The following is a 23,713-nucleotide window of genomic DNA, read 5'->3' on the forward strand; positions in this document are numbered from 1 at the left end:
GTCCTCACATTTGCGCGCGGATGGGGATGGTGCGCGGCTTCTTGCCGCCGAACAGGCTGGCGTCGGTGTTGCCGTCGGAGCAGCCGTTGCCGAACGAGAAGCCGCAGCCGCCGCGCAAATCGAACGCGCTTTCGGCGTATTCGCGGTGGGCCGAGGGGATGACGAAGCGGTCCTCGTAGTTGGCGATCGCCATGGTCTGGTACATGTCCTCGACCTCGTCCACCGTCAGTCCCGCGTACTGGAGCACGGCCAGGTTCTGTTCCTGGTCCACGTGCTTGCTGCGCTGGTACGCGCGCATGGCCAGCATGCGCTCCAGCGCGCGCACCACGGGCGTGGTGTCGCCGGCGGTGAGCAGGTTGGCCAGGTACTGCACGGGGATGCGCAGCTGCGAGACATCGGGCAGGTCGCCATTGATGGGGCTGCGGCCGACACTGTCGAGATGCCCGGCGTTCGCCGCCGAGGTGATGGGCGACAGCGGCGGCACATACCAGACCATGGGCAGGGTACGGTACTCGGGGTGCAGCGGCAGGGCCACCTTCCAGTCCACGGCCATCTTGTAGACGGGGCTGGACTGGGCAGCCTCGATCCAGGCGTCGGGGATGCCGTCGATGCGGGCCTGGCGGATGACCTCGGGATCATTGGGGTCCAGGAAGATGTCCAGCTGCGCCTGGTAGAGGTCGCGGTCGCGCTCCACGCTGGCCGCTTCCTCGATGCGGTCGGCGTCGTACAGCAGCACGCCCAGGTAGCGGATGCGGCCCACGCAGGTTTCGGAGCAGACGGTGGGCTGGCCGGCCTCGATGCGCGGGTAGCAGAAGATGCATTTTTCGGCCTTGCCGCTTTGCCAGTTGTAGTAGATCTTCTTGTAGGGGCAGCCGGAGACGCACATGCGCCAGCCGCGGCACTTGTCCTGGTCGATGAGGACGATGCCGTCCTCCTCGCGCTTGTAGATCGAGCCAGAGGGGCAGGACGCCACGCAGGCCGGGTTCAGGCAGTGCTCGCACAGGCGCGGCAGGTACATCATGAAGGTGTTCTCGAACTGGCCGTAGATGTCCTTCTGGATCTGCTCGAAGTTCACGTCATGGCTGCGCTTGCTGAATTCGCCGCCCAGGATTTCCTCCCAGTTCGGACCCCATTCGATCTTCTCCATGCGCTGGCCCGAGATCAGGCTGCGCGCGCGCGCCGTGGGCGCGGCCTTGCTTTCCCTGGCCGACTGCAGGTGCTCGTAGTCGTAGGTGAAGGGTTCGTAGTAGTCGTCGATCTGGGGCAGGTTGGGGTTGGCGAAGATGCGCATCAACAGGCTCCACTTGCCGCCCTGGCGGGGCGCGATGGAGCCGTCCGTGCGGCGCATCCAGCCGCCGTTCCACTTGGCCTGGTTTTCCCACTCGCGCGGGTAGCCGATGCCGGGCTTGGTCTCGACGTTGTTGAACCAGGCGTATTCGACGCCGGGGCGGCTGGTCCAGACGTTCTTGCAGGTGACGGAGCAGGTGTGGCAGCCGATGCACTTGTCCAGGTTCAGCACCATGCCGATCTGTGCGCGGATTTTCATCGTGTTTCTCCTTGTTGTTCAGGCATGGGCGGCTGCGCCGGCCGGAGCTTCGTCATCCAGCCAGTCGATGCGGCGCATCTTTCGGACCAGGACGAACTCGTCGCGATTGGTGCCGATGGTTCCGTAGTAGTTGAAGCCGTAGCTGTACTGCGCGTAGCCGCCGATCATGTGGGTGGGCTTGAGCACGATGCGCGTGACCGAGTTGTGGATGCCGCCGCGCGTGCCGGTGATCTCCGAGCCCGGCGTGTTGATGGTCTTCTCCTGCGCGTGGTACATCATCACCATGCCCGGCTTGACGCGCTGGCTGACCACGGCCCGCGCCGCGATGGCGCCGTTGGCGTTGTACAGCTCCACCCAGTCGTTGTCGGCGATGCCGGCGCTCTTGGCGTCGTCCTCGCTGAGCCAGACGATGGGGCCGCCACGCGCCAGCGTGAGCATCATCAGGTTGTCGCCATAGGTGGAGTGGATGCCCCACTTCTGGTGCGGCGTGATGAAGTTCAACGCGATCTCGGGGTGGCCGTTGGGCTTTTGGCCCTGCACTTCCTGCAGCGCCTTCATGTGCACGGGCGGGCGGTAGCTGACGAAGCCCTCGCCGAAGTCGCGCATCCACGGATGGTCCTGGTAGAACTGCTGGCGGCCGGTGAGGGTGCGCCATGGGATCAGCTCATGCACGTTGGTGTAGCAGGCGTTGTAGCTGACCTTCTCGCTTTCCAGGCCCGACCAGGTGGGCGAGCTGATGATCTTGCGCGGCTGGGCCTGGATGTCGCGAAAGCGGATCTTCTCGTCCTCGCGGTGCAGGGCCAGGTGGGCGTGTTCGCGCCCCGTCTGCTTCGACAGCGCCTCCCAGGCCTTGACGGCCACGTGGCCGTTGGTCTCGGGCGCCAGCATCATCACCACCTCGGTGGCGTCGATGTCGGTGACGATGCGCGGGCGGCCCTGGCTCACGCCTTCCTCGCGCACCAGGCCGTTGAGCTCGCCCAGCTGCTCCACCTCGGTCTCGGTGTTCCAGCCGATGCCCTTGCCGCCGTTGCCCAGCCTGTCCATCAGCGGGCCCAGGGCCGTGAAGCGCTTGTAGAGGTTGGGATAGTCGCGCTCGACCACCGCAATCTGCGGCGCGGTCTTGCCGGGGATCAGGGCGCACTCGCCCTTCTTCCAGTCGCGCACGCCATCGGGCTGGGCCAGCTCGGCGGGGGTGTCGTGCATCAGCGGCGTGAGCACCACGTCCTTTTCCACGCCCAGGTGGCCCACGCAGACCTCGCTGAAGGACTTGGCGAAGCCCTTGTAGATCTCCCAGTCGCTCCTGGCCTGCCAGGCCGGGTCCACGGCCGCCGACAGCGGATGGATGAAGGGGTGCATGTCGCTGGTGTTGAGGTCGTTCTTCTCATACCAGGTGGCCGTGGGCAGGACGATGTCCGAGTACAGGCAGGTGGTGCTCATGCGGAAGTCCAGCGTGACCAGCAGGTCCAGCTTGCCTTCGGGCGCCTTGTCGTGCCAGCGCACTTCCTGCGGCTTGGCCGAATGGCCGGCGCCGGGCCGCCCCAAGCCGGCCGCCCCCTGGGGGGAGGCGCGCAGCGCATCGGGGGGGTCTTGTTCTCCAAGGTCTTTTCCTTGCACGCCGTGCGTGGTGCCCAGCAGGTGCTTGAGGAAGTACTCATGGCCCTTGCCCGAGCTGCCCAGGATGTTGGAGCGCCACACGAACATGTTGCGCGGCCAGTTGGCCGGGTGGTCGGGGTCCTCGCAGCTCATGGACAGCGAGCCGTCCTGCAGGGACTGCACCACGTGGTCCTTCACGTCCAGGCCCTGGGCCTGGGCGTCGCGCACCAGTTGCAGCGGGTTGGCCTGCAGCTGCGGGGCGCTGGGCAGCCAGCCCATGCGCTCGGCGCGCACGTTGTAGTCGATCATAGCGCCGCCGTACTGGCTGCGGTCGGCCAGCGGGGACAGCACCTCTTCCACGCCCAGCTTCTCGTAGCGCCACTGGTCGGTGTGGGCGTAGAAGAAGCTGGTGGAGTTCATCTGGCGCGGCGGGCGCAGCCAGTCCAGCGCAAAGGCCAGCGCGGTCCAGCCGGTCTGCGGGCGCAGCTTTTCCTGGCCCACGTAGTGCGCCCAGCCGCCGCCGCTCTGGCCTATGCAGCCGCACAGCATCAGCATGTTGATGATGCCGCGGTAGTTCATGTCGCAGTGGTACCAGTGGTTCATGGCCGCGCCGATGATGACCATGGACTTGCCGCGCGTCTTCTCGGCGTTGTCGGCGAACTGGCGCGCAATGGCGATCACCTGGTCACGCGGCACGCCGGTGATCTTTTCCTGCCAGGCCGGGGTGTAGGGCGCATCGGCGTCATAGCCGCCATCAGCGCCCTCGCCGTCCAGGCCGCGGTGGATGCCGTAGTTGCCCGCCAGCAGGTCGAACACGGTGGCCACGATGGCCTCCTCGCCGTCCAGCACCATGCGCGAGACGGGCACGCGGCGCAGCAGCACATCCGTGCCCTGCTCGTTGGCGTCGAACCCCGGCGACTGCAGGCCGCCGAAGTAGGGGAAGGCCACGTCGGCCACTTCACTGTCCACGCCCTGGCCGTCCAGCACCGAGAGCTTGAGCTGCACGTCGTTGCCCGTGCGCGCCTCCTTGGATTCGAGGTTCCACAGGCCCTCGTCGGCGCGGCCGGCCTCGCCCCAGCGAAAGCCGATGGAGCCGTTGGGCAGGGCCACGCCGCCGTCCTCGCCGTAGGCCACGGTCTTCCATTCGGGGTTGCTGTCCTGGCCCAGGTGGCCGTCGAAGTCGCTGGCGCGCACATAGCGCTCGGGCACCAGGGCCGTGCGGCCATCGGGCAGTTGCTGGCGCTTGAGGCGGATCAGCAGCGGCAGGTCGGTGTAGCGGCGCGCATAGTCCTCGAAATAGGCCGGCCGGCCGCGCTCGCCGAAGTAGAACTCCTTGAGGATGACGTGGCCCATGGCCATGGCCACGGCCGCGTCCGTGCCCTGCTTGGGGTGCATCCACAGGTCGGCCAGCTTGGCGACCTCGGAGTAGTCGGGCGTGACGGCCACGACCTTGGCGCCCTTGTAGCGGACCTCGGTGAAGAAGTGGGCGTCGGGGGTGCGCGTCTGGGGCACGTTGGAGCCCCAGGCGATGATGAAGTTGGAGTTGTACCAGTCGGCGCTCTCCGGCACGTCGGTCTGCTCGCCCCAGGTCTGGGGGCTGGCCGGCGGCAGGTCGCAGTACCAGTCGTAGAAGCTCATGCACACGCCGCCGATCAGGCTCAGGTAGCGGCTGCCTGCGGCATACGAGATCATGGACATGGCCGGAATCGGCGAGAAGCCGATGATGCGGTCCGGCCCGTGCTTCTTGATGGTGTAGACGTTGGCCGCCGCGATCATGCGGTTGACCTCTTCCCAGCTGCTGCGCACGAAGCCGCCCAGGCCGCGCTGCTTTTGCCACTCGCTGCGCGCATCCGCGTTCTCGACGATGGCGGCCCAGGCATCGACCGGGCTCCTGGCCACGGCCAGTGCAGCACGCCAGTGCTTGAGCAGCCGGCCGCGCACCATGGGGTATTTGACGCGGTTGGCGCTGTACAGGTACCAGCTGTAGCTGGCGCCGCGCGCGCAGCCGCGCGGCTCGTGGTTGGGCAGGTCGGCGCGCGTGCGCGGGTAGTCGGTCTGCTGGGTCTCCCAGGTCACGATGCCGCCCTTGACGTAGATCTTCCACGAGCACGAGCCCGTGCAGTTCACGCCGTGCGTGGAGCGCACCACCTTGTCATGCGCCCAGCGGTCGCGGTAGGCGTCTTCCCAGGTGCGGTCCTCGCCCGTCACCTGGCCATGGCCGTTGGAAAATTCCTGCCGGGGCAGGGAGAAGTAGGAAAGCTTGTCCAGAAAATGGCTCATCGCGGGACTCCTTGTTGTTCGTTGCGTTGCGGTCTGCGGCCCGGGGCTCAGCAGGGCATCTCGGCGTTCCTGCGCGCGTAGTACCACCAGGTCACGCCCACGCACAGCACATAGAAGGCGGCAAACACCCACAGCGCCAGCTCGGGCCCGCCCGTGGCGGCGATGGAGCTGCCGTAGCTCTTGGGGATGAAGAAGCCGCCGTAGGCTCCCAGCGCGCCCGCAAAGCCCAGGGCGGCCGCGCCTTCGGTATTGCCCTCCTTGAGGGCATGGGCCTGCGCTTGCTCGCTGGGATGGGCGCCCAGTTCGCGCTGCTTGAGGGCCAGGAAAATCGCCGGGATCATGCTGAAGGTCGATCCGTTGCCGATGCCCGTGGTCAGGAACAGCACGAGGAACATCAGGAAGAAGCCCATGAAGCTGCCCTCGGCAGGGCCGAAGCCCAGCGCGTAGCCGCCGCTGCCCTTGGGCAGGAAATACAGCACGCCCACCACGGCCACGGCCATGACGAGGAAGTTCCAGAACGTCACGCGCGCGCCGCCCGCCTTGTCGGCCAGCCAGCCGCCAAAGGGCCGCGACAGCGCGCCCAGCAGCGGGCCCAGCCAGGCATAGGCCAGCGGATTGACGGCCGGGAACTGGCTCTTGATCAGCAGCGGAAAGCCGGCGGCAAAGCCGATGAACGAGCCGAAGGTGCCCAGGTACAGCAGGCACATCACCCAGTTGTGCTTGCGCCGGAAGATGGCGGCCTGGGCCGCGAAGCTGGCCTTGGCGTCGGCGATGTCGTTCATGCCGAACCAGGCGGCCAGCGAGGCGATGGCGATCCACGGCACCCAGATGAAGGCCGCGTTCTGCGCCCACACCCGGGTGGTCTCGCCGGCCTTAGTGATGGTCTGCGCATCGCCGCCGAAGACGCCGAAGATGCCGGCCGTGATCACCAGCGGGCTCAGGAACTGCACCACCGACACGCCCAGGTTGCCCAGGCCCGCGTTCACGCCCAGGGCCGAGCCCTTGCGCTCCTTGGGAAAGAAGAAGCTGATGTTGGCCATGCTGGAGCTGAAGTTGCCCCCGCCCAGGCCGCACAGCAGGGCCAGGATCAGCATGGTCGGATAGCCGGTGCTGGCGTCCTGCACGGCGTAGCCGATGCCGATGGCCGGGATCAGCAGCGAGGCCGTGGACAGCGCCGTCCAGCGGCGCCCGCCCATCAGCGGCACCATGAAGGAATAGAAGATGCGCAGCGTGGCGCCCGACAGCGCGGGCGCCGCCGCCAGCCAGAACAGCTGGTTGGTGGAGTAGGTGAAGCCCAGCGCGGGCAGGTTCACGGCCACCACGCTCCAGACCTGCCAGATGGCAAATGCCAGGAACAGGGCGGGCACCGAAATCCAGAGGTTGATCCTGGCGATGGCCTCGCCCTCGCGCTCCCAGAACTGCCTGTCCTCGGGGCGCCAGAGGGTCAGCACGCTGCCGGGGCGGCTGCGCGCGGATGCCTTTGCGGCGGTCTTGGTGTTCGCATGCATGTGCAACTCCTGCGGTTCAGCGCGCGGCCGGCTGCACATCGCTGTGGCCGCCGTGGCTGTTGAGCACGTCGGTGCGGCGCACCTCGGTGAAATACATCCAGATCAGCGACACCCAGACCACGCCGTACAGCAGCATGAAGGCGCTGGAGCGGATGCCCGTCCAGTCCAGCAGCACGCCGAACAGGATGGGCAGGATGAAGCCGCCCATGCCGCCGGCCAGGCCCACGATGCCGCTGATGGCGCCGATGTTTCCGGGGTAGTCGTCGCTGATGTACTTGAAGACGCTGGCCTTGCCGAAGGCCATGGCAATGCCCAGCACGAACATCAGCGCGGTGAAGGCATAGACGTTCAGGCCCAGGTGAAAGCGGGTGCTGCCCTCGGTGGTGAGCACCGTGAAATCGGTCTGCGGATAGGACAGCAGGAACAGGCAGATCCAGCACACCCAGAGCACCCACCAGGTCACGCTGTGCGCGCCGTACTTGTCTGACAGCCAGCCGCCGATGGCGCGCAGCACGCCGCCCGGCAGCGAAAAGCAGGCCGCCAGCAGGGCCGCCACGCGGATGTCCAGGCCGTACTCGCCCACGTAGTACTGCACCATCCACAGGCTCAGCGCCACATAGCCGCCGAAGACGATGCTGTAGTACTGGCAGTACTTGAGCACGCGCGGGTCCTTGAGCGCCTTCAACTGGTCGCTGAAGCGCACGTTGCTGGGCACCAGGTGGGCCGGGTCGCTGTGGCTGAACAGCCAGAACAGCACCAGCGCGCCCAGCATGATGGCCGCATAGGCATGCGGCACGGCGGCCCAGCCGAAGGCCACCAGGATCACCGGCGCCACGAACTTGTTGACCGCCGCACCCGAGTTGCCCGCGCCGTAGATGCCCATGGCCATGCCCTGGCGCTCCTTGGGAAACCAGCGCGCCACATAGGGCGTGCCCACCGAGAACGAGCCGCCCGCCAGGCCCACGAACAGGCCGATGGTCAGGAAGTGCCAGTACTCGGTGGCATAGCCCATCACCCAGATCGCGGGCACGGTGACGGCCATCAGCACCGCCATCACGATGCGCCCGCCGAAGCGGTCGGTCCAGATGCCCAGCGGCACGCGCACCAGCGAGCCCGTGAGCACGGGCATGGCCGTGAGCAGGCCGAACTGCGTGGCGTTCAGATCCAGCATCTTCTTGATGGGGATGCCGATGATGCCGAACATCATCCAGACCATGAAGCAGACGGTGAAGGCCAGGGTGCTGACGGCCAGGACCGACCAGGCCTGGCGGTCGTGGCGTGTGCCTGTGCTGGTGCTCTTTCGGGGGTCGCCCTGTGCGGTGGGCGCTGTGTTTGCCATTTTGTTTTCCTCGTGGGGGCTATGGCATCCATGGTCCCGCGCGAGGGCCGCGCCGCACATCCGCCAGCCGTACGCTCGGACAAGGCGGAAGAACTAGGAGCGCGCAGGCGGGCCTAGTTCCAAAGAACTATCGGGGACAAAAAGGCTTGACGCAGATCAGGAGCGGCGGCCGAAGACCGATTTCGGGCTGCGCCTATAGAACCGCGTGAACGCAGCACTGAAGTTCGACGGATGGGCATAGCCCACCTGCCAGCCGGCCTGGGCGACCTGGCAGCCGGTCTCCAGCAGCGCCCAGGCGCGGCGCATGCGCAGCTCCAGCAGCAGGGCCTGGGGCGTGGTGCCGAAGACGGCGCGAAAGCCCTGCTTGAGCCGGTGCTCGCCCAGGCCCACGGCGGCGCTCAGGTAGGCCAGGGTCAGCGCGCGGTCCATCTGGGTGGACAGCAGTTCGCGCGCCTGCTCCAGCCGGGCCAGTTCGTCGGCCGACCAGCGCGGTGCCGCCTTGGCCGGCTGCGGCGCAGGAGCGAGATGCCGCAGCTCCAGCGCGGCCAGGCTCAGCATGGCGATGTGGCGGTCCAGCGCATCGGTGGGCTGGTGCCCGGGCGGCTGGGCCAGGCGCCGCGCCAGCGCCAGGCTGGCCGGCAGGCTGGCACGGTGGTCCAAGGGCCGCACGCCGGCCGCGCCGTCCACCTGGGTCAGGCGCTGCGAGAGTTCAGGCCCCAGATAGCGGTCGAGCGCCGCGCCCGACAGCAGCAGGCGCAGCTGGCGCACGGTCTGGCCTGCCGCATAGCGGCGCTCGCCCTGGCTGCCGCGAAAGGCTGCCAGCGTGGTCTGCCCCGCGCCGAAGCGAAGCGCCGCGCCCGTGCGCGCCACAAAGCCCGATTCGCCGGCCAGCCCCAGCGTGATGACCAGGGTGCGGCCCTGGTCCGAGGCATCGGCCTGCACGCTGTCCTCCACCAGGTCGCGCAGCGGGCAGTAGTGCGAGCGCGCCAGCACGATGCCATCGCCCAGCGTGAAGCGCTCCGCATGGCAGTCGCCCAGCTCGGCGGGCAGGGCATGCCGCGTCCAGCCCGGCGCACAGGGCTGGGACAAGGCAAGCGAGGAAGGGATGCGGGAGGTCATGGGAGAGGAATGGATGCGCGCTTCGCATAGGAAATGCTCCGGCGCGCATACGTTTTCAAATGATAGCGATTCTCATCTTCCCTAGCATCGGTCTCCAACGAGATTCCCTTTTGGAGAGGACGAGAAAACCATGGCATTCCCCCTTCGCTGGCCGGCCGCGCTGGCCCTGGCCCCCTTCACGGTGGCGGCCCAGGGCCAGGCGCCCGAAGCCGCCCTGCCCGAGATCACGGTCACGGTGAACAAGCAGGCCGAGAGCCTGGACGCCGTGCCCGCCAGCGTCTCCGTCTTCGACGGCGCGGCGCTGGAGGCGGCTGGCGTGCGCGGGCTGGACGCGCTGTCCGCCCAGGTGCCGGGCTTTGTGTTCCAGGCCTTCGGCCAGTCGGGCGTACAGCCGCCCGTGATGCGGGGGCTGACGGCCAACTTCGTGTCGTTCTCCTCGTCCACGCTGCTGCTGGTCGATGGCGTGCCCACGCTGATGGCCCAGGGCTTCGAGCACAACCTGCAGGGCGTGGACCGCGTGGAGGTGCTGCGCGGCCCGCAATCGACCTTGTACGGCCGCAATGCCGAAGCGGGCGTGGTCAGCATCGTCACGCGCCAGCCCGGCGACGCGCCCTATGCATCGATCAGCGCCGAGGCCGGCAACCACGGCCAGCGCGCGGGCAGCTTCGAGCTGGGCCGCGCCCTGGTGCCGGGCCAGCTCTACATCGGCCTGTCGGGCGAGTGGCGCGCGCAGGACGGCTTCATACGCCAGCAGGCGACGGGAGCGCGCGTGGACGACCGCGAGCGCGCCAGCGGCCGCCTGGCCCTGCGCTGGACGCCCACGGCCGAGACCGAGGCCACGCTGCGCTACGCCCAGCAGCGCTGGGACGACGGCGCCGCGCAATGGGGCAGCATTGCCGCGCCGCGCGCCACGGTGAACTCGGGCACGGACAGCTGGAACCGCTCGCGTGGACAGACGCTGTCGCTCGATGTCTCGCATCGCTTTGCCTCGGGCCTGCGGCTGCGCTCCATCACCGCGCGCAACGTCTTCGACGATCGCGTGCTGCAGGACACGGACTTCCAGCGCGCCGACCTGCTCCACGTGCGGCGCGACTACCGCCTGGCCACGACCTCGCAGGAACTGCGCCTGGAGGGCGAGGCCGCAGGCCTGTGGAACGCGCGCTGGCTGGCCGGCCTGTACCTGGACCGCGACGACCATGACCTGCGCTACGAGCAAAAGCTGCCCGCCGCACTGATGCGGCCCACGGCCGGACTCAAGGGCAGCACGGCGGCGCTGTTCACGCACTGGACCGTCCCGCTGTCCGAGCGCTGGACGCTGGCGGCCGGCGCGCGCGTGGAGCGCAACCGCGTGGAACTGGCCCCCGTGGGCGCGGCGGCGCGCAGCGACGACTGGTCGCGCTTGAGCCCCAAGCTCTCGCTGCAATACCAGTGGTCGCCCCAGGGCCAGGTCTACACCAGCCTCAGCGAGGGCTACCGCGCGGGCGGCTTCAACGTGTTCTCTCCGGCCATGGGCTATGCGGCCTACGAGCCAGAGACCGTGCGCGCCTGGGAGATCGGCGCCAAGGGCCGGCTGCTGGGGCAGCGCCTGCGCTATGCGGCCTCGGTCTACACCCAGCAGGTGCGCGACATGCAGGTGCAGCAGATGGGCCTGCCAGGCGTGGTCTACATCACCAATGCGGCGCGGGCGCGCTCCACGGGTGCGGACTTCGAGCTGGACTATGTGTTCGGCGGCGGCTGGCAGTTGCAGACGGCCCTGGGCCTGAACCGCACGCGCTTCGGCAGCTTCCGCGACGGCGCCGCCGTCTACGACGGCCACCGCAACCCGTTTGCGCCCGACATGACGGCCCATGTGGCCCTGCGCTACGACGCGCCCGGCCGCTGGTGGGCGCAGGCCGCCGTGCAGGGCACGGGCAAGGTCTACCTGGACGCCGCCAACGCCTACCGCCACCCCGGCTACGGGCTGCTCAACCTGTCGGCCGGCTATGCCCAGGCGTCCTGGGAAATCGCCGCCTACCTGCGCAATGCCGCCAACCGCCGCTACGACGCCGTGGGCTACCTCAACGGCCAGGTCGTGGTCTACAGCCCGCCGCGCGAATTGGGCGTGCGGCTGACCTGGCGCATGTGACTCCCTTTCGTGAAAAGGACCTTCCGATGAATACACCCCGCTGTGAATCCCCTACCCACGCCCCCTCTCACGCCCTGCAACCGCTGTGGGACCTGGCCGCCGCCCAGGTCCAGGCCGAGGCCCTGGTGCTGGCGCTCGAATCGGGGGCGCTGGACCGGCTGGCCACGCCCCAGACGCCGGCCGAGCTGGCCCAGGCCCAGGGCTGGAACGAGGCCAATACCTCCCACTGGCTGGAATTGCTGTGGAGCATGGGCCTGCTGCGGCGCGGCCAGCACGAGCCCGTGAGCTACCTGTTGGCCACCGATGCGCTGCGCTACCTGCACAGCGCATCGCCCGAGTCCTGCGGCGCGGCCTGGCTGTTCCGCCTGCGCTCGCTGCGCCACTCCGCCACGCTGCTGCGCGGCCTGGTCGAGCACGGCCCTGCCGGGGACGGCTCGGCCTGCAGCGCCCCCTTGGCTACGGGCAATGCCGAAGGCTGGGCCGCTGCCGCGCGCGCCCAAATCGGCCAGGAGCAGCGCGCCGTCAGCGTGCCTGCCGCGCTGAACCTGCTGCAGCAGGTTCCCGAGGCCGGCGCTATGCGCCGCATGCTGGACCTGGGCGGCGGCCCCGGCTGGATCGCGCTGGCCCTGCTGCGCCAGCAGCCCGCGCTGCAGGCCAGCGTTTTCGACTGGCCCGAGGCCGTGGCCGTGGCGGCGGACAACGCCCGCCAGTCCCGCCTGTCCGACCGCTTCACCGCGCTGGGCGGCAACCTGGCCACGGACGGCATAGGCAGCGGCTACGACCTGGTCTGGTGCTCGTCCGTGCTGCACTTCGTGCCCGATGCGGCAGCCGTGGTGGCCAAGGTGTTCGACGCGCTGGCGCCCGGCGGCGTCTTCGTCTGCGCCCACGCCGAGGTGGATGAGACGCCCGAAGCCGCCCTGCGCACCCTGCCCTACTACCTGCCCATGCGCCTGCTGGGCCGCAGCGTGACCCGGCGCGGCGAGCTGCAGGCGCTGCTGGCGCAGGCGGGTTTCGAGCGCATCGAACGCATCGAGTCGCGCGAGTTTCCGATGGCGCCGCTGGCCGTGCTCATTGCCCGCAAGGCCGCGCCATGAAGGCCGCAGCTCCCCGCCCTGTCTGGCTGCTCCAGGCACTTTTCGGCTGGCTGCACCTGGCGCTCACCGCCCCCAGCGTCTACCTCTGGCTGGGCCTGCCCCTGGTCATGCGCCAGCATGGCTGGTCGGGCACGGCCATCGGCCTGTTCCAGCTGGCGGGCCTGCCCGCGCTCATCAAGTTCGCGCTGGCCGCGCCCGTGGAAGCGCGCAGCGCGAACGGCCAGCCGCGCTACCGCGCCTGGGCGCTGGCCCTGTGCCTGGCCTATGCGGCCGTGCTGCTGGCCCTGGGCTGGCAGCAGTTGCTGGCCGAGCGTCTGTGGCTGTTCGGCCTGGCCTTCGCGGCCGCGCTGGCCGCCACCTGGGCCGACATTCCCGTCAGCGCCCTGGCCATCCGCCTGCTGCCCGCGTCCGAGCGCATGCGCGCCGGGGGCGTGCGCGCAGCGGCGCTGTCGCTGGGCGCCATCGTGGGCGGCGGGATGATGCTGCTCATGCAGGCGAAATGGGGCTGGCGCGCGCCCTTCCTCTGCCTGGCCGGCGCGCTGGCCCTGGGCGCCCTGCTGCTGGCCTGGGTGGTGCGCCATGAGCCCGGGGATGCGCCCTCGCCTGTGCTGCTGCCTGCGCCCAAAGCTGGACTGGCCGCCATGGTCCGCGGCTATGGCGCCCAGCCCGGCGCCTGGCGCTGGACCCTGGTGCTGGTCAGCTACTTCCCCTTCATCGGCGCGGCCTGGTTCTACCTCAAGCCGCTGATGCTGGACCATGGCTTCGCGCCGGCCCAGGCTGCCCTGCTGGCCGGCATGGGCGGCGGCGTGGTGGCTGCGCTGGCGGGCGCGGCCTCGCCCCTGCTCACGCGTCGCCTGGGCACCCGGCGCGCCCTGCCCCTGTATGCGGGCTGCAACGTGGCGGCGCTGGCGCTGCTGGCGGCCGTCATCGCAGCCGGCGCTCCGCCCCCGGGCCTGGTCGCGGCCGTGGCCTGCGTGGCAGCAGCCATGGGCGCCTCCTCGGCCTGCGTCTTCGGACTGATGATGCAATTCGCCCGCCCGCGCTGGCAGGCCTTCGACTACGGCCTGCAGGCCAGCCTCTTCGCCGCCAGCCGCATGCTGGTGCCGCTGGCGGCCGGCGTGGCGCTGGACGCCATGGGCGCGGCGGCCATGCTCACCGGGCTGACCGTGGCGGCCGCGCTGGCGTGGGTGTGGGCGCTGCGGTGTGCGGGGGATGGTTGGGCTTCAGCCACAGCGTAGCCCGCTAATCCCGCTGCCGCTCCGACGCATACACCGCCGCCTGCACGCGCGAGCTCAGGCCGAGCTTGCGCAGGATGTGTTGCACATGGATCTTGACCGTGGTCTCGGCAATGTCCAGCGTGCGGGCGATTTCCTTGTTGCTGGCGCCTCGGGCGATCTGGACCAGCACCTCTTCCTCGCGCGGGGACAGCGGCGAGGCCGGGGCCTCGTCCGGCTCGGGCGCCTGGGGCTCGGGCGCGCCCTGGGACTGGAAGGCGGCCACCAGCTTGCCCATCATCTCGGGGCTGACCACGGGCTCGCCGCGCGCGGCGCGGCGCAGGGCCTCGGACAGCAGGTCGCCGTCGATGGTCTTGAGCAGATAGCCCTGGGCGCCGTTGCGCAGCGCGGCCGCCAGGTCCTGGCCGTCCTCGCTCACGGTGAGCATGACGACGCGGCTGCCGGGCGATGCGGCCCGCAGGCCCGCGATGGCATCGACGCCCAGCACGCCGGGCAGGTGGTTGTCCAGCAGGATGACCTGGGGCGCCAGCGCGGGCACCAGGCGCAGGGCCTCGCCCGCGTCGCCGGCCTCGCCGACCACGCGCAGGCCTGCGTCCTGGGCGATGAGGGCGATCAGGCCGCGGCGGAACAGCGTGTGGTCGTCGATGACGAAGACGGAGATGGGGCTGGAGAAGGACATGGGGCGGTCTTTTTCTTGCGGGAGCGTGTCACGCGTTCGAGGGGAGGGCCTGCGCTGGCGCGCCGGCCGAGGCCGACGGCGGCAGCTCGATCAGCACGCGCGTGCCCTCGCCGGGGCGGGAGTGGACATGGACCAGCGCCTGCGCCAGCAGGGCGCGCTCGCGCATGATGCCCAGGCCCACATGCAGCGAGTCCGGCGCAACGGCGGCGGGGACGAAGCCGCAGCCGTCGTCGCAGACTTCGAAGCGCCAGGGGTGGCGTCCCACGCGCAGCTCCACATGCCTGGCATCCGCGTGCTTGCGCACGTTGGACAGCGCCTCCTGCACCATGTGCAGCACCTGGATCTGCACGTCGGGCGCCAGCGGCAGGCCCTGGCCCGACATGCTCAGCGAGGTGGCAATGCCCGTCTGGTGCTCGAACTTGGACAGCGTGGCGCGCAGCGCGGCCTCGATGTCCTCGGCGCTGGTGCGCGTGCGGAAATGCACCAGCAGCTCACGCACGTCGGCATAGCATTCGCGCACGCCCACTTCCAGCTCGCCCAGGCTGCGGTCGCGCGCCTCGTCGCGGCCCTTGGCCACGGCGTCGCGCAGCAGCTGGGTCTGTATCTTGAGAAAGGCCAGCGACTGGGCAATGGAGTCATGCAGCTCGCGCGCGATCAGGCCGCGCTCCTCGGCCACGGCGGCCTCACGCTCCAGCGCCGTGGCGCGCAGGCTTTCCATGGCACTGGCCAGGTGGCGCGCCATGGCGGACAGCAGGTCGCGCATGTCGTCCGTGAGCACCACGGTGGAGCGAAAGAACAGGTTGACCTCGCCCAGCAGGCGCTGCTGCAGTTGCACGGGGATGCTGACCACGGTCTGGAAGCCGGCCTCGCGGCAGTGCGGCAGCTGCAGGGCGCTGGCCGGCGTGATGGGGATCACGCGCAGCCGCGCCTGCTCGCGCGGCTGGCCGCACAGGCAGGCGCCCGTGTGCAGGCAGTGCTCCTGCACCGACATGGACTGGGGCAGGCCGTCGCCGGCCAGCAGCACGTAGCGCTCGTTGGCCTCGTCGGACCAGCGCACCGTGGCCGCATCGGCCTGGGCCGCCAGGCGGACCTGGCGCACAAAGCCTTCGGCCAGGGACTGCAGGCTGGCGGCCTCCGACGCCTGCACGCTGACCGCGTACAGCGCCTGCAGCTGCTGGTGCTGCACGTTGAGGCTGGCGGTCTTCTCGCGCACCTTGTCCTCCAGTTCGGCGTGAGAGCTCTGCAGCGACTGGGCCATGAGGTTGAAGCCTGCGGCCAGCTGGCCGAACTCGTCATCCACCTCCACGCTCATGCGCGTGTCCAGGTGTCCGCGGCGCATGCGCTCCAGCGCCGAGCGCAGCTGGCCCACGGGATGCAGCACCAGCCAGTAGCTGGTGGCCATGAAACTCACGGCCGCGATGATGGCCAGCGCCATCAGACACATCTGAAACAGGTGCAGGATGGCCGTCCAGCGCGAGAGCCGGTCCTCGATGGCCTCGACAAAGCCGTCCACCTCGCGCACGAAGGCATCGGCGCTGCCCATGATGGCCTGCGCATCGACATGGTCCTCGGCCTGCCACTGCGTGCGCAGCGCACTCCAGTCGCCGCGTATGCGCTCGTAGCGCGCGCTGACCGCATCGCTCCAGGGCACGAACAGCGGCCGCGACATGTCGCCGCTGCGCAGCAGGTCCAGGCTGGCGTCGAACTGCCGTGCGCGCTCCTGCCACTGCGCAGGCGCCTCGTTCTGGCGCGCCATGGCCATGCGCACCATGCTCATGCGCAGCCGCCCGGCCTCGTTCACCGCCGCCGCACCGCCTTCCAGCTGCCAGGCCACCCACAGCGTGAAACCGATCGATGCCACGGCCGCGAGCAGGCAGGCCGCGCCCATGAGCAGCAGCTTGGTCGAAAGCGAGGGCTTGCCATGCATGGTTGCACTGTAGCCACGGCACATTTGTGCGTCTTGACCTGAATCAAGCGCCGCCCGTTTGCGCCGTGCCCCCGCCCCGATTCCTAGGATCCTTTCAACTGCCCCCAACGCCCACAGGGCCTATGGCGTCCCCGGGCGAGGCCAGTGTTTAGCATGGGGCCATGCAAGTCCGCTCCATCCCCCGCCCCTTCATCCGCACCCCGCGCCTTGCCGGCCTGGCTGCGGCCGCATTGCTGGCGGCAGCCCTTGCCGGCTGCGCCAGCTCCTCCGCCCCGGCGCGGGACTGGACGCAGCAGCTGCAGCGCTGGTCCGACGCGCCCATCGTGCTGCTGGGCGAGCAGCACGATGCGGTCGCCCACCAGGCCTGGCAGCAGGCCACGGTGGAGCAGTTGGCAAAACAGGAGCGCCTGGCCGCGCTGGTGATCGAGATGGCGCCGCGCACGGGCTCCACGGCCAGCCTGGCGCGCGATGCCTCCGAGGACGCGGTGCAGCAGGCCCTGCAATGGCAGGACGCGGCCTGGCCCTGGCCGCGCTACCGCGGCGTGGTCATGGCCGCCGTGCGCGCGGGCGTGCCCGTGCTGGGCGGCAACCTGCCGCGCGCCGACATGAAGCAGGCCATGCGCAACGAGAACCTGGACACCCACCTGCCGCCCGAGGGCTGGCAGCGCCAGCTCGACGCCATCCGCGAAGGCCACTGCGGCCTGCTGCCCGACACCCAGCTGGCGCCCATGGCCCGCATCCAGCTGGCCCGCGACGCCAGCATGGCCGAGGTGGCCAGGGCCGCTGTCAAGCCCGGCAAGACCGTGCTGTTGGTGGCCGGGCGCGGCCACGTGCTGCGCGGCGTGGGCATTCCCAGCTGGCTGCCCGAGGCCGCAGGCGCCAAGGTGGCCGTGGCGCAGGCGGGGGAGACATCGGTGGCGCAGGCCTCGGATGTGGATTGGCTGCAGAAGACGGATGCCCTGCCCGCCAAGGACCACTGCGCCGAGCTGCGGGAGAAGTTCAGGAACCCGCCGGCGCCGCGGGCCGATGCGGGCTGAAGCCCGCTGATTCCTGAAGAGGTTGCGGCCGGCCTTGCGACCGGCCGGAAATCAGCGGTAGAAAGCTTCCACGGCGCCCTTGAGCTTGATCAGCAGGGGCCTTCCCTTGCGGTCCACCGTCTTGCCGGCCGGCACCTTGATCCATCCCTCGCTCACGCAGTATTCCTCCACATCGAAGCGCTCGTTGCCGTTGAAGCGGATGCCGATGTCGTGCTCGAACACGGCGGCCACATGGTGCGGGCTGCGCGGGTCGATGGACAGGTGGTCGGGCAGTGCGGGGCGATCGGCGGGTGCGTTGGCGTCGGTCATGGTCTTGTTCTCGCAAGAGGGTTCTGAAGAAAGCCGGTATTGTCCGCGCAATTCGCAGGCAGGCGCTGGCTGACAGGCTTTGGCGGCAGGCATCGTCATGCGGATGGCGGACGGGCGTCGTATGCTGCGCTCCATGCTGTCGCCAGAGCAACGTCAAACACTGAAGTCGGCCAAGCGCCTGCCGCTGGCGCTGCTGCTGTTCGTGGCGCTGGGCTTCGTGGCCTCGTCCGTGGCGGCGGGGCACTGGCAGCAGGTGCCGCTGTGGCTGGCCTGCATCAAGGCCGTGACCGAGGCCTCGCTGGTCGGCGCGCTGGCCGACTGGTTTGCGGTGTCGGCGCTGTTCCGGCGCATTCCGTTGCCCCTGGTCGGGCGCCATACGGCCATCATCCCGCGCAACAAGGACCGCATTGGCGAGAACCTGGCGAACTTCGTGCGCGACAAGTTCCTGGACGGCCCTTCGCTGGTGGCGCTGATCGAGCGCCATGATCCCGCGCGCGTGCTGGCCGGCTGGCTGACCACGCCGGCCAACAGCACGCTGCTGGGGCGGCAGGTGGCGCGGCTGGCGCTGGCGGCGCTGGAGATGGTGCAGGACCGGCAGGTGGAGCGCTTTCTGACACAGGCATTCAAGGCCTTGCTGGCCCAGGTGGACCTGCCCCGCGCGGCGGCGGATCTGTTGTCGGGCCTGACCAAGGACGGCCGCCACCAGGCCGTGCTGGACGATGTGCTGGCCCGCGTCAGCGGCGTGCTGCGCGAGGCCGAGACCCATGTGCTGATCGCCCAGACCATCGTGCTGTGGCTCAAGCGCGAGCATCCGCTCAAGGAAAAGATGCTGCCCACGGACTGGCTCAGCGACAAGGGCGCCAGCGCCATTGCGGGCGCACTCGACAGCCTGCTGCAGGACATTGCCAGCAATCCCGAGCACCACATGCGCAAGGCCTTCGACGCCTCCGTGGACCGGCTGGTCACGCGGCTGCAGTCCGACCCCGCCATGTCCGAGCGCGCCGAGCGGCTGCGCCACTACCTGCTGCACGACGAGAAGCTGGCCGGCTACCTGCGGGCGCTGTGGCTGGGCCTGCGCGCCAAGCTGCAGGCGGACCTGGCCAACGAGCATTCGCAGGTGGCGCGCAAGACCGCCGCCATGGGCCGCTGGCTGGGCCAGTCGCTGGCGCACGACGAGGCGCTGCGCAGTTCCATGAACGAGCGCCTCAAGCGCTGGGCCCAGGCGCTGGCGCCCGATGTCTCGCAGTTCCTGGCCCAGCACATCGCCGATACCGTGCGGCGCTGGGATGCGCGCGAGCTGTCCGAGCTGATCGAGCTGCACATCGGCAAGGACCTGCAGTACATCCGCATCAACGGCACCGTGGTCGGCGGTGCCGTGGGGCTGGTGCTGTTCCTGGTCTCCAATGCGGGGCGGCTGTGGGCCTGATCTTCGTATCAGGATGTTGCCTGCCGGCCACATCGGGCCAACTTTACAAAGCCGCCGTGCTCGCCGGAACGCCGTGAATCGGGCCGGGCGCTGCACGCGCCCAGGCACTGGCGGCCCTGCATGTCATTGATGAACAAGGCAACATTCAGCATCCTGAATGAATTGCTCACAGATCGGCCCGCTTGTAAAGAAAAACAGCAGCTGCGCTGCCGTCGGCCAGGCCGTTGTCGACGGAAAAATAAAATAAGAACGATTCGCACTCATCAAAAACAACAGAGCGGATGCGCACCCCGGTCGTTCGACCGTCCGTGATTCTTCTTGCGAGCTTTCCCATGCACAACTGCACAGCCCCCGCGGCGGGCCGTGGCTTTGCCCTGTCCGCCCTTTGCACCTCCCTGCGTGCTTCGTTTCCCTCCACCGTCGTTCCCCTGCGCCGCACCGCGCTGGGCGCCTGCCTGGGCCTGCTGGCCTCGGGCAGCGCGCTGGCCCAGGCAGCAGGCGGGGCGACGCTGGAAACCCTGGTCGTGACAGCCAGCGGCTTCGAGCAGGAGATCAGCCAGGCGCCGGCCTCGATCTCGGTGATCACGCGCCAGGAACTGGAGCAGGGCGCCTACCGCAACCTGCACGATGCCCTGCGCGATGTGCCCGGCGTGATCCTCACGCCCTCGGACAACAACTCCAACGACATCTCGTTGCGCGGCATGGGCGCCAACTACACCCTGATCCTGGTGGACGGCAAGCGCATGAGCACGCGCGAGACCCAGACCAACGGCAGCACCGGCACGGACCAGAGCTGGATTCCGCCGCTGGAGGCCATCGAGCGCATCGAGGTGGTGCGCGGCCCCATGTCATCGCTGTACGGCTCGGACGCCATGGGCGGCGTGATCAACGTCATCACGCGCAAGGTGGCGAAGAACTGGCATGGCTCGGTGCGTGCCGACGCCACGCTGCAGGAGCGCTCCACCTCGGGCGATGCCTACCAGACCAACTTCTACCTGTCAGGCCCGATCAAGACCGACCTGCTGGGCCTGAGCCTGTACGGCAACTACAGCAAGCGCGACCAGGACCGCATCTACCAGGGCTACAACAAGAGCGACAACCGTTCGCTGAACCTGCGCCTGGCGCTGACCCCCAGCAAGGACCACGACCTGATCGCCGAGATCGGCACTTCGCGCCAGCACTTCGTTTCGTCGCCTGGCATGACCCTGCTGCCCACCGATGCGCCCAGCGACCGCAAGTTCGAGCGCGAGAACTACTCGCTGCAGCACAAGGGCCGCTGGGGCTGGGCTTCCTCCGACACCTATCTGCAGCGCGAGGAAACGCGCAACCTGTCGCGCGACATGACCATCAGGAACACGGTGTTCAACAGCAGCTGGGTGGCGCCGCTGGGCCGCCAGCACCTGCTGACCACGGGCGTGTACTACAACCAGCAGGACCTGCGCGACACGACGACCAATACGCTGCCGGGCTCGGCGCGCACCACGGCCGATCGCACGCAGTACGCCTGGTTCGCCGAGGACGAGTGGCGCCTGCGCGAGAACTTCGCCCTGACCGGCGGCCTGCGCTACGACCACGACAGCAAGGGCGGATCGCAATGGAGCCCGCGCCTGTATGGCGTGTGGAACCTCGACGCGCAATGGACCGTCAAGGGCGGCGTGTCCACCGGCTTTCGCGCGCCCTCGTTGCGCCAGACCCTGGGCGACTGGGGCCAGTCCAGCCGCGGCGGCAACATCTACGGCAACCCCGACCTGAAGCCCGAAACCTCGCTGAGCAAGGAACTGGGCGTGCTCTACAACAACGGCGCCGGCCTGTCGGCAGGCCTGACGGTGTTCGACAACGAGTTCAACGACAAGATCACGCGCATCGCCTGTCCCGAGTGCGGACCGGCCAATTCCTCGGGCAACACGCCCACCACCAACGTCAATATCGACAAGGCCATCACGCGCGGCATCGAAGCCACGTTCAAGGCCCCGCTGGCGCGCACGCTGGACCTGAGCAGCAGCTACACCTTCACCAAGTCCGAGCAAAAGAGCGGCGAGTTCGCGGGGCAGCCGCTGAGCCAGCTGCCGCGCCACATGCTCAACCTGGCGCTGAACTGGAAGCCTTCGCAGCAATGGGCGGGCTGGGCCAAGTTGTCCTACCGGGGCAAGGAAAGCCAGCCCACGGGCGGCCGTTCGGCGCGCACCTGGGTGGCTGGCAGCTATGCCATGTTCGACATGGGCGGCTCCTACAACTACAGCAAGGACGTGACCTTCTACGCAGGCATCTACAACCTGTTCGACAAGGACGTGTACTACGAGGACTACGCCACGGTGCAGGACGGCCGGCGCTACTGGATCGGCATGAACGTGAAGTTCTAGGCATCCCGGCCGCAAGGGCGGCCGCTGCCCGTGGCCTGCGGATCAGGCCGCGCCGCTTCCCGGCGCGGCACCCGCCTCCGGAGGCCGGAACTCCTTTCATTTTTTCCTGGGATTCTTTGCCATGACCTTCGATATCACGCGCCGCGCGGCGGCGCTGGCCTTGCCGGCCTTGTTCCTGGGGACTGCGGTGGCAGCCCCGCTGTCCGTGCGGCATGCCGGGGGAGCGGCCAGCCTGCCCGGCGCACCCCGGCGCGCGGTGGTTTATGACCTGGGGGCGCTGGATGCACTGCATGCGCTGGGCGTGCCCGCGTCGGCGGTCGCAGGCGTGCCCCGGGCGCAGCTGCCCCGGTATCTGGACAGCTTCGCGCAGCGGCCTGCGGCGGGCGGGCTGTTCGAGCCCGACTACGAGGCGCTGAGCCGGCTGGCGCCCGACCTGATCATCGTGGGCGGGCGCTCGGCCGGCAAGGCCGAGGTGCTGGGACGCATCGCGCCCACGCTGGACCTGAGCGTCAGCGGCAAGCACATGCTGGCCGATATCGAACGCAACATCGCCACGCTGGCGCTGCTGTTCGGCCGCCAGGCGCAGGGCCGTGCGCTGGTGCAGCGCATCCACGCCGAGCTGCAGGGCCTGCGTGCCCAGGCCTCGCAGGCCGCGCCGGGCCTGCTGCTGATGGCCGTGAACGACAAGCTCCTGCCGCAGGCGCCGGGATCGCGCTTCGGCTTTCTGTTCGATGTGTTCGGCGCGCGCTCGGCGCTATCGGCTGCGCAACTGCCAGCCCGCGGCACCGCCTACGGCTTCGATGATGTGGCGCGGCTGGACCCCGAGTGGATCTACGTCATCGACCGCAACACGGCCACGGGCCAGGCGGCAGGCGGCGGCGAGATCATGGCTTCGCGCAAGGTGTTCGACAACGCGCAGATCCACGCCACGGCGGCCGGCCGCAAGGGGCAGGTCGTCTTCCTCGATCCCAAGGGCTGGTACCTGATGGGCAGCGCCGGGCCGACAGCGCTGCTGGACAACATGGCGCAGCTGCGCCAGGCCTATGGCGCGGCGTCATCGCGTTGACCGCGGGCCAGGGCCGGCTCCCGGTCCCGGCCCCACAGCGCAATCACGCGCACATAGGCCAGCTCGGCCAGCAGCTCCACCAGCGTCTGCGTGACGATGACGGCCGGCAGCACGGGAATGGCGCCGGGCACGGCCAGGGCCAGCGGCAGCACGACCAGCGAATTGCGCGTGCCCGCGCTGAACGCGACGGCGCGGCCTGCGGGCGCAGGCAGTCGGAAGACACGCGCCACCAGCCAGCCCAGTGCGGGCGCCGCCACCGCAAAGGCCGCATAGACGGGCACCATGCTCCAGGCGGCCTGCGTTGCCGGGCCCAATTGGGGCAGCACGGAGGCGATCACCACGAACAGCACCAGCGCGGTGGCCGGCACGGGCAGCAGGCCCAGCCATGCCGAGGCGCGGGCGCCGCGCCGGCTGCGGGCCGCCCATAACTGGGTGGCAGCGGCCAGGGCCAGCGGCACGGCGATCAGCCACACGAACGCATGCAGGAAAGGCCCCGCCTGGACCAGCCGCGCCGCGTCGTCGCCCAGGAACAGGCCCAGATAGCCGGGCAGGGCCAGCATCTGCGCGATCAGCAGGGCCGGCGTGGCTGCCAGCAGCAGGCGCGCATCGGCGCGTCCCAGATGGGAGAAGGTGACCACGTAGTCGATGCAGGGCGCCAGCAGCACCAGCAGCGCGCCCAGGCGCAGCAGGGGGTCGGCGGGCAGGAACTGCAGCAGGGCCCAGACCAGCACCGGCACCACGATGAAGTTGGCCACCATCAGCGCCGCCAGGAAGCGCACCTGGCCGAAGGCGCGCCGCAGCTCGGCCACGGGCACCTGCAAGAAGGTCACATAGAGCATCAGCGCCAGCGCGGGGTTGATGGCACGCTCCAGCACGCCCGTGCCGGGCAGCGCCCAGGCGGCAACTGCGGCCAGGGCCACGGCGGCGAAGTAGATGGGGATCTGGCGCTGTTCGAGCGCGTCTCGGGTGTCTTGCATTCAGGAGGCCGGTGGCGGCGGGTACGGGGCGGGGCGGATGTGGGGCGCCTAGTATGGCAACGGCACAGCCGGCCCGCTGCTTCATTCCCCTGC

General features: G+C 69.4%; 17 protein-coding genes. 7 read left to right on the forward strand and 10 right to left on the reverse strand.

From position 1 onward, the window contains the following. Window positions 1-4: 4 nt before the first annotated feature. The 5 genes from narH to IB269_RS13145 all read right to left on the reverse strand — a co-directional run bounded on the left by narH (window position 5) and on the right by IB269_RS13145 (window position 9,385). Window positions 5-1,546 (reverse strand): nitrate reductase subunit beta, encoded by a 1,542-nt coding sequence (narH, locus tag IB269_RS13125; RefSeq protein ID WP_013804387.1) that lies wholly within the window; start codon window positions 1,544-1,546, stop codon window positions 5-7. A gap of 18 nt (window positions 1,547-1,564) precedes the next feature. Further along, window positions 1,565-5,419: a nitrate reductase subunit alpha gene (locus tag IB269_RS13130; RefSeq protein ID WP_192367341.1), complete on the reverse strand. Its 3,855-nt coding sequence runs from the start codon at window positions 5,417-5,419 to the stop codon at window positions 1,565-1,567. A 47-nt stretch (window positions 5,420-5,466) separates the two neighbouring features. Next, entirely contained in the window at window positions 5,467-6,927 is a 1,461-nt protein-coding gene (locus IB269_RS13135; protein WP_012203039.1) for an MFS transporter, read from the reverse strand. A gap of 16 nt (window positions 6,928-6,943) precedes the next feature. Further along, complete coding sequence (locus tag IB269_RS13140; protein ID WP_012203038.1) at window positions 6,944-8,266, reverse strand: MFS transporter; 1,323 nt, start codon at window positions 8,264-8,266, stop codon at window positions 6,944-6,946. A 156-nt stretch (window positions 8,267-8,422) separates the two neighbouring features. After that, complete coding sequence (locus IB269_RS13145) at window positions 8,423-9,385, reverse strand: helix-turn-helix transcriptional regulator (RefSeq protein WP_192367342.1); 963 nt, start codon at window positions 9,383-9,385, stop codon at window positions 8,423-8,425. A 130-nt stretch (window positions 9,386-9,515) separates the two neighbouring features. Between IB269_RS13145 and IB269_RS13150 the strand changes: the two genes are divergently transcribed. From IB269_RS13150 to IB269_RS13160, 3 genes are read left to right on the forward strand one after another with little or no spacing between them, the layout of a single operon-like run. Next, entirely contained in the window at window positions 9,516-11,510 is a 1,995-nt protein-coding gene (locus IB269_RS13150; RefSeq protein WP_192367343.1) for a TonB-dependent receptor, read from the forward strand. Between the two features lie 26 nt (window positions 11,511-11,536). Continuing rightward, window positions 11,537-12,604: a class I SAM-dependent methyltransferase gene (locus IB269_RS13155; protein ID WP_192367344.1), complete on the forward strand. Its 1,068-nt coding sequence runs from the start codon at window positions 11,537-11,539 to the stop codon at window positions 12,602-12,604. Further along, window positions 12,601-13,842 carry an MFS transporter gene (locus IB269_RS13160; RefSeq protein ID WP_063327400.1) on the forward strand — a complete coding sequence of 414 codons (1,242 nt, stop codon included), beginning with the start codon at window positions 12,601-12,603 and terminating at the stop codon, window positions 13,840-13,842. The genes IB269_RS13155 and IB269_RS13160 overlap by 4 nt, the downstream gene beginning before the upstream one ends. A gap of 4 nt (window positions 13,843-13,846) precedes the next feature. Here the strand turns inward: IB269_RS13160 and IB269_RS13165 are convergent, their stop codons facing one another. Together IB269_RS13165 and IB269_RS13170 are read right to left on the reverse strand one after the other, a co-directional pair. Continuing rightward, window positions 13,847-14,518, reverse strand: a complete 672-nt coding sequence (locus IB269_RS13165; protein ID WP_012203037.1) for a response regulator — start codon at window positions 14,516-14,518, stop codon at window positions 13,847-13,849. A 28-nt stretch (window positions 14,519-14,546) separates the two neighbouring features. After that, window positions 14,547-16,445, reverse strand: coding sequence for a type IV pili methyl-accepting chemotaxis transducer N-terminal domain-containing protein (locus IB269_RS13170; RefSeq protein ID WP_192367345.1), 1,899 nt, complete (start codon window positions 16,443-16,445; stop codon window positions 14,547-14,549). A 161-nt stretch (window positions 16,446-16,606) separates the two neighbouring features. Here IB269_RS13170 and IB269_RS13175 point away from each other — a divergent pair, with 161 nt between their 5' ends. Continuing rightward, window positions 16,607-17,482 carry a ChaN family lipoprotein gene (locus tag IB269_RS13175; RefSeq protein ID WP_063327401.1) on the forward strand — a complete coding sequence of 292 codons (876 nt, stop codon included), beginning with the start codon at window positions 16,607-16,609 and terminating at the stop codon, window positions 17,480-17,482. A 51-nt stretch (window positions 17,483-17,533) separates the two neighbouring features. On the opposite strand, the gene IB269_RS13180 is transcribed toward IB269_RS13175, so the two are convergent. Then, window positions 17,534-17,791 (reverse strand): DUF3297 family protein, encoded by a 258-nt coding sequence (locus IB269_RS13180; protein ID WP_012203034.1) that lies wholly within the window; start codon window positions 17,789-17,791, stop codon window positions 17,534-17,536. Between the two features lie 121 nt (window positions 17,792-17,912). On the opposite strand from IB269_RS13180, the gene IB269_RS13185 reads away from it, so the two are divergent. After that, window positions 17,913-19,217: a DUF445 domain-containing protein gene (locus IB269_RS13185; RefSeq protein ID WP_080736788.1), complete on the forward strand. Its 1,305-nt coding sequence runs from the start codon at window positions 17,913-17,915 to the stop codon at window positions 19,215-19,217. Between the two features lie 166 nt (window positions 19,218-19,383). Here the strand turns inward: IB269_RS13185 and IB269_RS13190 are convergent, their stop codons facing one another. After that, window positions 19,384-19,551 (reverse strand): hypothetical protein, encoded by a 168-nt coding sequence (locus tag IB269_RS13190; RefSeq protein ID WP_192367346.1) that lies wholly within the window; start codon window positions 19,549-19,551, stop codon window positions 19,384-19,386. On the opposite strand from IB269_RS13190, the gene IB269_RS13195 reads away from it, so the two are divergent. Further along, window positions 19,550-21,577, forward strand: a complete 2,028-nt coding sequence (locus IB269_RS13195; RefSeq protein ID WP_160851602.1) for a ligand-gated channel protein — start codon at window positions 19,550-19,552, stop codon at window positions 21,575-21,577. The two genes, IB269_RS13190 and IB269_RS13195, sit on opposite strands and share 2 nt — an antisense overlap. A gap of 121 nt (window positions 21,578-21,698) precedes the next feature. Continuing rightward, window positions 21,699-22,643 carry a siderophore ABC transporter substrate-binding protein gene (locus IB269_RS13200; protein WP_192367347.1) on the forward strand — a complete coding sequence of 315 codons (945 nt, stop codon included), beginning with the start codon at window positions 21,699-21,701 and terminating at the stop codon, window positions 22,641-22,643. Here IB269_RS13200 and IB269_RS13205 read toward each other — a convergent pair. Beyond that, window positions 22,619-23,620: an arsenic resistance protein gene (locus IB269_RS13205; RefSeq protein WP_192367348.1), complete on the reverse strand. Its 1,002-nt coding sequence runs from the start codon at window positions 23,618-23,620 to the stop codon at window positions 22,619-22,621. The two genes, IB269_RS13200 and IB269_RS13205, sit on opposite strands and share 25 nt — an antisense overlap. Window positions 23,621-23,713: the final 93 nt, after the last annotated feature.

Origin of the sequence: Delftia sp. DLF01 (assembly GCF_014852125.1) — a bacterium.
GTDB classification, from domain to species: domain Bacteria; phylum Pseudomonadota; class Gammaproteobacteria; order Burkholderiales; family Burkholderiaceae_C; genus Comamonas; species Comamonas acidovorans.